Genomic DNA, 14238 nt, shown 5'->3' on the forward strand with positions numbered 1-14238 from the left:
AGTATCAATGAAAGTCGTTTATTATAATATTTTTGGTATGGGACATATTAATCCGACCTTACCCATAGTTAAAAAGCTCAAAGAAAATGGAGCAGAAATTCTTTATTATACTTCTCCTATCCGCAAAAAAAACGTTGAATCTGCGGGAGCATTTTTTCGCAATTATGGTTCTGATGATTACAAGGCAGAAAACTATAATCCAGGTAAGAATTTTATTTTGCAATTATTACCTGCTACCGTAGGAATATTGCCATATCTTTGTCAAGAACTAGAAAAATTTCAACCTGATCTTATCCTTTACGACTCTATGGCTCCGTGGGGCTATTGTTTATCTCAAATTTACCAAATCCCTTCGGTATGCACTGTAACAACCTTTGCTTTTAGTCCTCAGAAAAGACAACAGATGTATGATTTCTATAAAATTGAAATAGATGACGTTTCTAAAAATGCTATAGAATTTTTGGAAACGGAACACAATATTTCTTTAGAACTTATTCATGCTCTTGGTAGCTATAATCGTTGTAATTTAGTTTTTACTTCTAAGAAATTTAATCCTTCTCTTGGGATGATGAAAGAAGATCATTTTCATTTTGTAGGTCCAATGATGGAGGAACGCGCAAAAGTTGATTTTCCTTTGGAAAAAATCCAAAATAGCGGCAAAAAAATAATTTATATGAGTTTGGGTACAGTGGTTGTTAATGAAGATCCAACGCTCATAGAGGTTTTCAAAACTGCAATAGAGGCAATTCGCCAAGATGAAAGATTTTTACTTGTAATGTCTATTAGTCGTGGTTTGAAAATCGAAGATTTCGACAATATTCCACAGAACGTCTTAATTTACAATTTTGTTCCTCAGTTAGAAATTCTAAAAATTGCTGAAATATTCATCCACCATTCTGGTATGAATAGCATTAATGAAGGGCTGTTTTTCGGCAAACCTAGTATTACAATTCCAATTGCCCATGAGCAATTTGCAAACGCGGCACGTATATCAGAACTGAAATTGGGTATTGAGTTAAGTAGAAAAAATCTCACCTCTAGTATGATACATGAAGCAATAACAAGTGTCTTAGAAAATCCTCTATACCGGCAAAATTGTTCCGAAATTAGCAAAGATTTTAAAAATTGTCTTGGTCATAATGAAGCTATGAAAATAATTTTAGATGCTATGAGTTAATACAAACGAAGAAAGGAAATCGATGAATTATCAAACTGTTTTAGATTACTGGTTTGGTGAATTACCAGATAAAACTTATTTTCCGCAAGAAAAGTTTAAAGTTTGGTTTGGTGACTCAGTGGAAATTGATAATGAAATTCGCGAAAAGTTCGAAGATATTTTACATATTGCCAAAGAGGGTAAATTAGATCATTGGAAAGAAACTGCGAGAGGGTGGTTGGCTCTGCTGATTGTTTTAGATCAATTCCCTCGTAATATATATCGTCGCCGTCCAGAAATGTTCGCTTTTGATCATATAAATCTCAAACTATGCTTGGAAGGGCTTGACAAAAAAATCGATGAACAGCTTTTTCCTGTAGAACGAGTGTTTTTTTACTTGCCACTAGAGCATGATGAAAATTTAGAAATACAAAAGAAATCAATGCACTACTTCAAAAAACTGTGGGATCAAGCGCCGCAAGAACTGAGCAAGAACATGGAAATGTGTTACGACTATGCGCTAAAACACTACAAAATGATAGAGCGCTTTGGTCGCTATCCATATAGAAATAAACTGCTTGGCCGTACATCTACATCAGAAGAAATTGAATACTTGAAAGAACCTGGTTCTTCTTTTATTTAAGGGCGTTTTGGTTTGTCTTCCGTGTAATTTTGGAGATCATTTTTTAATTACCGTGTAAATAGCTTGTATTTTATGTATGTAAAAAGCGCTATAAGTACTATTATTTCTTAACTTTAAACGAAAGCAATTTAAATGCAGCAATATCTTTCTACTCTTCAACAAGTGGTGCAGGATGGATTAGACAAGAATTTGATTCACTACTCAACTCAGAGTGAGATTCTTGATGGACGGGTCATGTCCATAAATAGCAAAGAGCTTATTAATTTTGGATCTTGTAGTTATTTAGGTATAGAGCAACATTTATCCCTGAAAGAAGCTTGTTCACAAGCAGCGAATAAGTACGGAACTCAATTTTCCAGCTCGCGTACTTATGTTTCGTTGGGCTTGTACGAAGAGCTTGAAAATTTATTATACCAAATTTTTGAAAAGCCTACTGTGGTAACAGCAAGTACAACACTTGGGCACTTATCGGTATTGCCAGTGATTATAGAAGATAACGATGCTGTTATTCTTGATTTTCAAGTTCATTCAAGTGTACAAATGGCAGCTCAACTTTTAAAAGCACGTAACATTCCTATTCATATTATACCACACAACGATATAAATAGGTTGGAAAGTAAGATTGAGAAATTAAAAGCGCGTCACAATAAAATTTGGTATTTAACAGATGGCGTTTTTTCAATGTACGGTGACTTTGCTCCTATGGAAAAACTAGAAGAGTTACTTAACAGGCATAAACAATTCCATCTTTACATTGATGATGCTCATGGTATGAGTTGGGTAGGAAAAAATGGTTGCGGTTATGTTCGCAGTTGTGTCGAGCACCATCCCAAAATGATTATTGCTATTTCATTAAATAAAGCTTTCGCAAGTGCTGGTGGAGCAGTGGTTTTTCCAGACGCAGAAATGGCAAGTAAAGTGAGAAACTGTGGGGGAACTTTGATTTTTTCTGGACCTATTCAACCACCAATGTTAGGAGTTGCGTGCGCCTCTGCAAAGCTTCATTTATCGGAAGAAATTTATCAATATCAGCGACATCTTGCAGATTTAATTAACCACACAAATCAACTTTTAAATGATTACGGGCTACCTCAATTTAGAGAAACATCAGGACCGTTGTTTTTTATCCCGGTAGGTTTACCTCGTATAATATACAATATTATTAAACGACTATTAGGTGATGGGTTTTATACAAATGCTGCTTCTTTTCCTGCAACGCCAATGCGTAAAGGAGGGTTGCGTTTTCTGATAAATGGTAACATAAAAAGAGATGACATTTCGCAAATGGTAGAATGCTTGGCAAAACACTACCCTGAAGCTCTCGCGGAGGAAAAAAGTAGTTGCGAAGAAGTCGCACAAATATTTGGCCTTAGCGATTTTTCTTCTAAACTTTCAATTCCTAAATCGCCACATTCAAGTACTTTCAATATCGAATTCAAAACTTCACTAGAAGATATAAATGCTGATGAATGGGATAATCTTTTTGCGGCAAGAGGAAATCTCAGTTATGAATCTTTGGCCATTCTTGAAAAGAATTTTAATTGTGAACAACGTGACTTGGAAAATCAGTGGCGCTTTTTTTACTTTATTGTGCGCGAAAATAGTCGAATCGTTTTAGCAACTTTTTTCACTTGTGCGTATATGAAAGAAGATATGTTTGCTTCGAAAGAAGTTTCAAAAGAAATTGAAAAAAGCAGACACAATGATCCTTATTTCTTAACAGCAAAATATATTATGCTTGGTACCCCTATTACAAAGGGCAACCACCTTTATCTAGATTATGATTCTTCATCTTGGGATCAAGCTCTCGAAGAACTTATATCTAAAATGCGTGAAATTGCACACAGCGAAAACGCCTCGCAAATTTTATTGAGAGATTTTCCGCGCAAGAATTCTCATAACTTCAAACAAAAGATGTTAGACTTAGGATTTATAGAATATCACCTCCCAAATCTTTGCACAATAGACGATTTGTCTTGGAAATCTAATGATGAATATCTCTCGAGATTAGGCCAAAAATTTCGCTATAACGTACGTAGAGAAATACTCGCTTACCAAGAAAATTTCAAATGCTATGTGGCAAAAAACATGTCACAGCAAGAAATTGAGAATTGTTATCAACTATACAGTCAGGTATATGAAAAAGCATATGAACTGAATGTTTTTAAACTTCCTCTAAGTTTTTTCCAAGATATCTGTCAACACCCCGATTACGACATAATCAGAATGTATTTACAACCAAGTAACACTTCTATAAAAGAGGAGAAACTCGTTGCTGTTATGTATAGTTTTGTTAAATCGAATGTTTACTCGGCTTTAATCGTTGGTTTAGATTATCAATATCTATACTCACATAAAATATACAAACAAATACTTTATCAAACGGTACAACGTGCATCGGAACTAGGTTGCACGAGTTTGGATTTAGCATATACAGCTGAGTTAGAGAAAAAAAAAGTGGGCGCAAAAACGAAGCCGATGTGTGCGTATGTTGAAATTTTTGACCACTATAATCAAACGTTAATACAATCTATGACAGCAAAAGTAGGAGAATAAAATGAGCTTTTCTCAAGAATCAGATTCCTTTGAATCAATCGTTGATATATTACAAAATCATGCAAACTCGCGCTCAGAAAAATCAGCTGTGACTTTTTTGAAAGATACAGAAATACACGAATCTTTAACTTACAAGCAGCTGGATTCAAAAATTAAGGCGTTTGCTGCACTAATGCAAAAACGCGGACTAGAAAATCAAAGAGCACTGCTGCTTCTACCCCCAGGGATGGATTTTGTTATTTCGTTTTTTAGTTGTTTATACTCTAAAGTTATTGCTGTACCTGCATACCCTCCTGATACAAACCGCCTTGAACATACACTTGAGCGCTTACAGTCGATTATTTCTAGTGCGCAAATCTCTGTTGTGATTACCACAAAGGAAGTTCTTTCAATTACAGAAAAAATGATGTCTAAGTTTGCAATAGATAAGTGGAAAGATTTACAGTGGTTGACACCCGACGATGCACAAAGTGGCGCAGAAGCACGTTGGGTTAGCCCAGACCTTAATCAAGATGATTTAGCTTTTTTACAATATACTTCTGGCTCTACTGGTAAGCCTAAAGGAGTTATGGTAAGCCATGGTAATCTTATTGCTAATCAACATATGATCCAAGAAGCTTCTAATTGTAATGAGGACTCTATTGTTGCTTGCTGGTTACCACTCTACCACGATATGGGTCTTATTGGTGGAATGGTACAGCCTTTATATTGCGGAGCTTCTTATTATTTCATGTCTCCGCTAGATTTTTTAAGAAAACCAGTTCGGTGGCTAAAAGTTATTTCGAAATATAAGGCAACAATTAGTGGGGCTCCCAATTTTGCTTATGATATTTGTACTCACAAAATCTCAAATGATGTTCTTCAAGGTTTAGATTTGAGTAATTGGAAAACAGCATTTTCTAGTTCTGAAACAGTGCGTTATAGTACAATGAAAAACTTTGTTAAAAGATTTTGCGAGTATGGTTTTCAAATGCGAAATTTTCGTCCTTGTTATGGTCTAGCAGATGCAACATTAGCTGTTAGTTGGGCTGTTAATAAAGAAGTATTGACGTGTAGCGTGAGCAAAGAACAACTGGAAGCAGGAAGTGTCACTATTTGTGAAGACAAGAATGACAGTATTGTTTTAGTTGGTTTAGGTAAACCATGTTTAGATACTATCGTTAGGGTTGTTGACGAAAAAACGCTTCAACCAATTGCTGATGGCAAAATAGGAGAGATTTGGGTCTGTGGACCGCAAGTCGCACAAGGATACTGGAATCAAAAACAGAAAACAGACGAAACATTTAATAATTTTATTGGAGACACAGGAGAAGGACCGTTTTTAAGAACGGGAGACCTAGGTTTTTTATATAAAGGCGAAGTGTTTATTACCGGGCGCACCAAGGATGTTATGATTATTCGTGGACGTAATATTTACTCTCACGATATAGAATATCAAATTTCTCTCACACAAGAATTTTGTCCTGAAATTCGCCCTGGTTGTTCAGCAGCTTTTAGTATAGAAAAACAAAACGAGGAAACTCTCGTTATCTTACAAGAAATCAATCCTGAGAAAAACCCTACATTTGATATCAAAAAAACAGCAACAACTATTCGCAGTGCAATACTAAAGAATTTTGGTATACGCGCTTACGCCGTTATTTTCTTAAAACCAGGTCAGCTTCCTAAAACTTCAAGTGGCAAACTAATGAGATTTGCTTGTAAGAAAGCTTTTTTGTCTGATTTCAAAGAGATTATTCTTTCTGTAATTGCAAAAGATATTATTGATGACAATTACGACTCTTCTAATGCTCAAGTAAAGTCATCTAAAGAGATAAGCGATAAAGAAGATATTGTCCTAGATTGGCTTCAACAGAGACTGTCCGTAGAAAAAAATCAAATAGATATATACCAAAATTTTGCTTCATATGGACTTGAATCGGTGGATATAGTGGAATTTGGTGCTTATCTTGAAGAAAAATCAAACGTTCTTATACCAGAAACTATGTTTTTTGACTTTCAAAATATTAATGAACTTTGCAAGTATGTAAATGAAGCAGTTTGTTCCCAATGAAATACCTAAGTTTTTTTTGTTACGCTGTCGTATTTTTCACGGTTTTTTGGGGTATACAAAAGCACTTACAAACGGATGTTAAGATAAAAAATATTTCTCCTACAATTTTACCAGTGAGTGTCATTAAATGCGTGGTAAAAAATCAGTACCAAACGGAACATGTATATAGCGGTTACATTGAGCCGTACCTAGTAAGTGAACTAAGTTTTGAAAGAGAAGGTAAGATTAAAGAAGTGTACGCCAATGAAGGTGCGTATGTGAGTAAAGGAAGTCCTTTAGCAAAACTGTCAACAGTATTGCTTGAAATGAGCAAACAACAAATTTCTGCTGAAAAAAATGCTGCTGAAGCGAAACTAAAGGAAATGTTGAATGGAGAACGAAAGGAAAGTATTGACGTTGCTAAGGCTGTTTATTCAGGGTTAGTGGAGCAAGTATCTTTTGCGAATAAAAAATTGGATCGTTTCCAACATTTGTATAGCAAAGGAACTATTGCTATAGAGGAATATGAAACGACACAGTCAAATCTCAAGGTTTTGAAAACAGCACAAAAAGCTGCCCATAAACAATTGCAAAAGTTACTTGCTGGTACTCGCGAAGAAACAATTGCTCAACAGAATGCTTTAATAAAAAGCTTTCAAATACAATTACGTAAAATAAATGTCCATATAAAGAATAGCTTATTAACTTCTCCTCATAGTGGAATAGTTTCTTTCAAGAAGGCTACGCCAGGGAAATTTGTACAACCAAATCAAACAAATTTCCGCATCATAGAGGTGCATAAATTGAAGGCCAAAATTGGATTAACAATTTCAATGGCAAAACAAATAAAACTAGGAAGGCTTTACGATGTAGAAATTGCAAATAGCAAATATAAAATGATGGCCTTAACCAAGCTTCCTGAAGTAGATAAGTATACCAATACCATTATATTTATCTTTACTCTTACGCAAAAGAAAATGAATATTTATCCTGGAGAATTGGCAAGAATAAAATTACTTCAAACGTATAAAAAAAGAGGTATATGGCTACCAATCACTTCCTTACTCAAAGGCAACAGAGGACTATGGTCCTGTTTTACTTTGAAGAAAAATAGCAAAGTCGCAAATATCTATACTGTGGTAAAAAAGGACGTAGAAATTATTCATGTTAAGGATAACGAAGTTTTCGTTCGTGGAGATTTTTTAAAGACTACAATCGTAATAAAAAATGGTGTTCATAGAGTTACTCCACTACAACAAGTAAATATTGCCAACGAACCTTACTTTCATTAGAAGATTTTTATGGATACTCTATTTTTTCGCTACCCACGCCTTCTTATTCTTACTTTGCTTTTTATTGTGCTAAGCGGAATATCATCGTTCTACGTTTTACCTCGTATAGAAGATCCAGAACTGCCGTTACTACACGCATCTGTCAAAATAAAATTGCCTGGCGTTTCTCCTGAAAGGATTGAATCTCTAGTTACCGAAAAAATAGAAAGTGAATTGGCAGAGTTTGATGAGATTAAAACCGTAATATCAACAACAACTCAGGGAATATCGGATATACAAATTATCCTAAAAGATCATATTTATAATGTAGAGCAAGTATGGCCTAAAATTAGAGACAAAATCAATGTTTCGATGTCAAATTTGCCCGCAGAGGCAAGCAAGCCAAAATTTAAACTTATAGCAGCCAAAGCAGATGCACTTATTATTGCTCTTATATCAAAGAGTAATGAAGTTAATTATTCCATTTTGAAACGGAGAGCAAAAGAATTAAAGAATCAGTTTGATGCTATATTTGGTACGGAAAAAGTTGAAATTTACGGTGAGCCGCAAGAAGAAATCAAAGTAGAAGTTGATATTAAAACTGTAGAGTCCGGTTTATCAATTAATAATATTGCTGAGCAAATTAGAAATAGCGATTTAAAAAAGCCTGTTGGAAGGATGCAAACGCAACAAAATGAAATGTTAATAGAGGTAAAAGGTAGTTTAAGTTCTCTATCAAGTCTTCATCATGTGCCAGTTGTAACTGGAAAATCAGGTAATACTCTTCATTTGAACGATATAGCGAAAATAGAAAAGACAATTCGCCGACCTTTATCAAGTTTTGCTTACATAAAGGGAAAGCCGGCTATTGTTCTAGGATTGAAGACCATAAGCTCTCAAAGAATAGATTTGTGGTTAAGTGAAGTTGATAATGTTGTGAACAGTTACCGCAAACAATTGCCTGATGATTTAGAGTTACAAGTGATTTTTCGTCAAAATAACTACACAGAACTAAGGCTTCAGAAACTTTTTGATAACTTACTGAAAGGCCTACTATTAGTTATGTGTATTATCTTTTTTATAATGGGATGGAAATCTGCACTAACGGTGTGCTTGGCATTACCTTTGTCTTGTTTGATGATCATTAGTGGAATGAAGCTTCTAAGTATTCCGATTCATCAAGTCTCTGTTACTGGAATTATTATATCTCTGGGTCTCTTAGTTGACAATGCAATTGTTGTGATTGATGAACTTGAATATCAACTTATAAAAAAAGAAGGATTAGCAGCACTTAAAACAACTGTACAGCATTTGGTCACACCGCTAACAAGTTCTACCTTAACAACAATTTTTGCATTTATGCCGATGGTGATTATGCCTGGTCCTATTGGAGCATTTGTTGGACCAATTGGTGTAAATGTAATGCTAGCTCTGTGTAGTTCACTATTTCTTTCTTTGACAATTATTCCTAGTTTACATGTTTTCTTTTATAAACTGTTAGGAAAAAAACATTCTACGAAAATTCGTTTTAAGTATATAAGTAGTCTATATTATCACATACTTAAGTTCTTTCTAAAGCAGCCTATTCTCTGTATTGTCGTTTGTTTACTTCTTCCTGTGTGGGGTTTTTTAAAAGCCGTAGAATTGCCAGAACAATTCTTTCCTCCATCTGATCGCGATCAAATCCAGATAGAATTTGAGTTTCCAGCGATAATGTCTATTAAACAAACGCAAAAATTTGTTCGACAAGCACATAGCTTACTTCTTGAATCTTCTGACATTATTAATTCATATTGGTTTATTGGGGAAAGTGCCCCGGTCTTTTATTACAACCTGCCACGAGGACGCGAAGGTGTACCGTTTTATGCCCAATCTTTAGTTCAATTACGGTCTTGGCAAAACAGTGCTCAGGTTGTTCAAAAGTTGCAAATACTCTTAAATGACCGATTCCCCTCGGCGCGCGTTATTGTCAGACTATTGGAGCAAGGACCTCTTATTGAATCTCCTATAGAACTAAGAATTTACGGATCTGACATTGAAATTTTAAGGGCGTGGGGAGATAAAGCTCGAAAATTGTTGTTCGAAATACCAGATGTTATTCACACAAGAGCTAGTTTTAGCGAGGTTTCTCCGCGATTACAATTTCATCTTGATGAAGATAAAGTGAAGCTTACAGGCTTAAATTATCGTCAAATTTTGCAACAGTTGAATTCTCTTATCGAAGGAAAAGTTGTAGGTTCAATAGTTGAGATGTCCGAAGAGTTACCTGTTCGTGTTGTCTTAAAAGGTATTCATCAAAATACGCCTGATAGAATAAATTCATTGTACCTGTTTGTAAATGATGAAGATAAACATCGAGTACCGCTTTCTTCTTTAGGAGGAATGAAGCTCATTCCTAACTTATCATCTATCTATCGACGTAATCGTCAACGTTACAACATCGTACAAGCGTTTTTAACTGCAGAAACTCTTCCGACGATAGTACTCGAAAAATTTAAAGAAGTTTGGGAAGAGAAAGCGAAAAATCTACCGCCAGGATACTACTATGAATTTGGTGGAGAAAATGAAGAGAAAGGAGAGGCTGTAGGGCATTTAGTTTCGACGACTGGTGTACTTTTTTTTCTAATATTTGCAACACTAGTGTTATCTTTGCAGTCCTTTTTTATGGCGATAGTAATTTGCTTTATCGCTTTGTTGTCCATTGGTTTAGGGCTCGGAGGATTATGGTTTTTTAGCCACCCTTTTGGATTCATGGCAATACTTGGTTCTTTAGGATTAATAGGAATTGCTGTAAACGATTCCTTGGTTGTCATATGTGGTATTAAGAGAGATGTTCTAAATTCCAACGATGTGCTTGAGTCAGTTTGTCAATCTGTAATGAAATCAACAAGGCATGTTATTGCAACATCAATTACTACCATAATAGGTTTTGCTCCTATTATTATGAGTCAGTCTAAATTTTGGCCGCCAATGGTGATTCCTATTTCGGGAGGTATCATTGGGGCAACAATGCTAGCGCTATATTTTTTGCCAAGTATTTACTTATTAAGATTTTACTCTACCAACAAAATATAACAAAGTACTACGAATATTAACGAGGAAGGGAAATTGATGTTACAGTATTATTCAGAAATGGTTCCGGCTGCAATGACAATCGTTGCTATTGTGATTGTTATACTAGAATGGATTGCTCTAACGATTACAGAACGAATTGAAAGTCATAAAGAAGGAATAGTCAATATTCTTAGTGCAGCATTAACTTACTTACCTATATTTACAGTCAACACTTTTCTCACTGTATTTCTAATGTTCATTGTCTATGAATATAGAATATTCAATTTAGGGTTCGAGTGGTATGTTTGGGTAATGGCCTATATAGGTTACGATTTTATGTCCTATATTCTTCATTTATTATCACATAAAGTTCGGTTTTTTTGGTGTATTCACAGCGTTCATCATTCTCCTAAAGAAATGAAAGCTTCGGTGTCTTTCAGAGGTTCTTTTGCTGAATTTATACTTGCTCCCCATTTAATTTTGTGGTTGCCACTTCTGGGTTTTCATCCACTGCTTATTATCATTGTCGAAGGTGTTGGCCAGTTGTACGGAGTTCCACTTCATGTAAGTGAAAAGTTTTTTAAAAAAGGGAAAAAATCATGGATTCACTACATATTAATTACACCCTCTATCCATAGAATCCATCACGCAAAAAACGATATATATCTCGACACAAATTATGGGCTAACTTTTGCGCTTTGGGATTATTTGTTCAGAACATTTCAACATGAAAGAAAAGAAGACAATCCTGTTTATGGATTAACAAATGATGTCGATAGTGAAAATCTACTTGTTTCGCAAACGGATGAATTTGTTGAGCTTTGGAAAGATATAAAAAGCACAAATAATATTGTTCATAAGTTAAAATACTTACTAATGCCCCCTGGCTGGAACCACATAGATGGAGGGATTACAGCTAAAGACATCCGCGAAAAAATTCTAGCTCATAATTAGAGAAAATTGATGACTTCGTGTGCTCATCTTCTTGCTCCGAAAATCTAAAAAGGATATCATAAATTTGGAGAGCATTCAAAATTTGCGACAGAACCGCCTGTATGGTAAAATTACTTAAATATAACGTTCGTCACAAACAATAGTAGGCCGTTGATCGTATTAATACTTGTAACGAAGCATAAGCTTTAGAAACGATAAAAAACTTCTTACGTAATCTACAATGACAATTTCAACTTCCACAAAAGGAAAATCATGGATATTTCATATTTAGAAAACCCTTATGAGGAAATTATTGGGCGCCATTGTTTAAATTGCAATGCCCGTTTAAAAGAACCAAAATGTTGTGAGTGTCACTACGTTTGCGAGTTTATGTATGAAACTCAATTCATATTTGCTGGCAGGAGGTTTTCACAAATACTATCAATTTCTTACATAGCTTTCTTTTGTAGTCTTTACTTTTTCCCTGATGGAGACCCAATGAACTTCACAGCCTTCGCTCTAGTATTACTCTTTTTTACCGGGCCATTTATGTTCTTACTTCGCAGGAAACTTTTGTGGGATGCTGGACTCATTATGCTCGATAAAGATTCATATTCTTTAGGTGATGAAGTAAAAGTACTATGGAAATTTGAAGATAAAAAGCGCCTCATAAAAAATATGCAAATTTCTATCTTTGCAGAAGAACGCTACCCTAATAAATCAGAATTAGACCCCCACGAAGACTATATGGATGATTGTTTTCCTTTTTTTAACACCACCCTAAAAGGAAAAGTAAATCCTCCTATATTCTCGGGAGAAGACTCTTTTCTCCTACCTGAGTCTCTAAATCCACCTCGTAGAGAAAATAGAAGTTGCAGGTGGTCGGTACAAATAGATTATAAGATTTTATGGTTTCCAAACAGATATCATTTTTACTTTGGAGTAAAAACAGAATAAAATCATCGTACATCATATGTATTTCGATGCTTCAGAAAACAGAGCGATGCCCTTTACAGTGTTATTTATCCCTTTGGGAATCATACTTTCTTAGCGTAATTTCGCAAACTTTCGATAATCGTTTTTGCAAATAGAGCAGCAGAAAGAGGATCTCTAGCAGTAATTATGGCTGTTGCAAAAAATAGATGCTCATTTATTTGGGTTTTCCGTATAATAAAAAGCTAGACAAAAACCTCGCTAAATTCCGGCCCATATTTTCTATTCTTTAGTTCCATAATTTTCAAATTAGAAAGGCAACTCTTTCTTTATCTAAAGTTTGCGACAGAGCCTGTAGATATTTAAAAGGTGTCTAAAACTAAATATGAAATTACTTCTTCGGTATCGTGGTTAATTTGCGTAGGTTCATAACCAAGCTAAGGTACAAAAAATAAAAGGCATTAGTGTTCTCCTGCAAAGTTATGAATATATCACAAATATAGCTATTTGTTAATGGTATTGCGCAGTTGTTGTATCTTCTGCTTGATACTTTTCGCCTTTGCTCCTAAAATTACCGCTTTTTCAAAATCTGCAAGAGCGTTTTCTAATCTCTGCATGTAGGAGTAAACAAATCCACGACTGATGTAACTTTTGGCTAAGTTGGGTTGTAGGGAAATAGCTTTGTTACAGTCTCTGAGAGCTTGTTGTTGCTGTCCCATGTGTGCAAAAGTTCGTGCTCTGATGTTGTATATCTCGACATGTATTGAGTCCATTTGTAGACCTTTGTTGCATACTTGTAGAGCTTTTTGGTATTCGCGAGTAAAGAAGTAACTCAGAGAAAGTTGTTTGCATAGTTCTGCGCTAATAAAACCTAATTGGATGGCATGGTTTAGGTCTTTTATGGCTTTTGTGTATTGTTTTTGTTCTGTAAGAGCACTACCGCGTATGAAGTAGGCCTTGCCATTTTGTGGTTGTGCTTTTATAACATAAGAGGCATCGCGAACTGCTTGTACGTAATTTTTGAGTTGATGAAAAGCAATTGCTCTATTGTAATAGGCATTTACGTATTTCGCATTGTATTGTAGGGCTATGTTACAATTTTTTAGTGCGGCAACGTGTTGTTTCTGTACAATGTTGATAACGGCTATTTCGTTGTAGGCAATGTATGCTTTGGGATTTATGGCAAGAGCTTTTTCATAGTCGGCAATAGCGCTTTTGTATTTTCTCAGGTTACCATAAGTTGCTCCACGTTGGATGTGAGCTTCAAACAGTTTTTGTTTAGAATCGACAACTTTGGTAAAAAGCTCTAAAGCTTTCTGGAATCTTTTGTTGACAAAGTGTACCTTCGCTTGCTTGAGCCAAATATCTACTTGTTGTTCCGTCGGATGTTGTCGTTTTGTCAGTTGTTTTTGCGGTTGTTTTGTAGGGAGTTGCTTTACCTGCTTCTTCGTAGATTGCTTTTGCTTTGTCTGTTGTTGCAATGACCTTTTCTGTGTTAATTTTTCGTGAATTTTGTTACAAGAACCTATCTGTAATAGAGGTGGAATGGCATTAATTCAATGCCAGAGTTGGCACCGATATTAAGTTCCAAAATTATGATATAATGATTGCGAGTCAAAGTATAGTCAATATACATTGTAGTTTTACCTTCTCGATGAAA

At 35.1% G+C, this 14238-nt stretch carries 9 protein-coding genes; 8 read left to right on the top strand and 1 reads right to left on the bottom strand.

The features are described from left to right. Positions 1–7 precede the first annotated feature (7 nt). The 8 genes from UABHE_RS17100 (at position 8) to UABHE_RS17135 (ending at position 12602) form a co-directional block, all read left to right on the top strand. Positions 8–1177, top strand: a complete 1170-nt coding sequence (locus tag UABHE_RS17100; protein WP_372364445.1) for a nucleotide disphospho-sugar-binding domain-containing protein — start codon at positions 8–10, stop codon at positions 1175–1177. Positions 1178–1199: 22 nt separating this feature from the next. Beyond that, positions 1200–1799, top strand: a complete 600-nt coding sequence (locus tag UABHE_RS17105) for a DUF924 family protein (protein WP_372364446.1) — start codon at positions 1200–1202, stop codon at positions 1797–1799. 132 nt (positions 1800–1931) lie between these two features. Further along, complete coding sequence (locus tag UABHE_RS17110) at positions 1932–4355, top strand: aminotransferase class I/II-fold pyridoxal phosphate-dependent enzyme (RefSeq protein ID WP_372364447.1); 2424 nt, start codon at positions 1932–1934, stop codon at positions 4353–4355. Between the two features lies 1 nt (position 4356). Beyond that, complete coding sequence (locus tag UABHE_RS17115) at positions 4357–6408, top strand: AMP-binding protein (RefSeq protein ID WP_372364448.1); 2052 nt, start codon at positions 4357–4359, stop codon at positions 6406–6408. Continuing rightward, positions 6405–7679: an efflux RND transporter periplasmic adaptor subunit gene (locus tag UABHE_RS17120; protein WP_372364449.1), complete on the top strand. Its 1275-nt coding sequence runs from the start codon at positions 6405–6407 to the stop codon at positions 7677–7679. The genes UABHE_RS17115 and UABHE_RS17120 overlap by 4 nt, the downstream gene beginning before the upstream one ends. 9 nt (positions 7680–7688) lie before the next feature. Further along, positions 7689–10733: an efflux RND transporter permease subunit gene (locus UABHE_RS17125; protein WP_372364450.1), complete on the top strand. Its 3045-nt coding sequence runs from the start codon at positions 7689–7691 to the stop codon at positions 10731–10733. Positions 10734–10769: 36 nt separating this feature from the next. Further along, complete coding sequence (locus tag UABHE_RS17130; protein ID WP_372364452.1) at positions 10770–11666, top strand: sterol desaturase family protein; 897 nt, start codon at positions 10770–10772, stop codon at positions 11664–11666. Positions 11667–11918: 252 nt separating this feature from the next. After that, the gene (locus UABHE_RS17135; protein WP_372364453.1) at positions 11919–12602 is read left to right on the top strand and encodes a hypothetical protein; all 684 of its coding nucleotides are present in this window, start codon (positions 11919–11921) and stop codon (positions 12600–12602) included. A 479-nt stretch (positions 12603–13081) separates the two neighbouring features. On the opposite strand, the gene UABHE_RS17140 is transcribed toward UABHE_RS17135, so the two are convergent. Then, entirely contained in the window at positions 13082–14059 is a 978-nt protein-coding gene (locus tag UABHE_RS17140) for a tetratricopeptide repeat protein (RefSeq protein WP_372364454.1), read from the bottom strand. Between the last annotated feature and the right edge of the window lie 179 nt (positions 14060–14238).

Origin of the sequence: Candidatus Uabimicrobium helgolandensis (genome assembly GCF_041508025.1) — a bacterium.
GTDB lineage: Bacteria > Planctomycetota > Uabimicrobiia > Uabimicrobiales > Uabimicrobiaceae > Uabimicrobium > Uabimicrobium helgolandensis.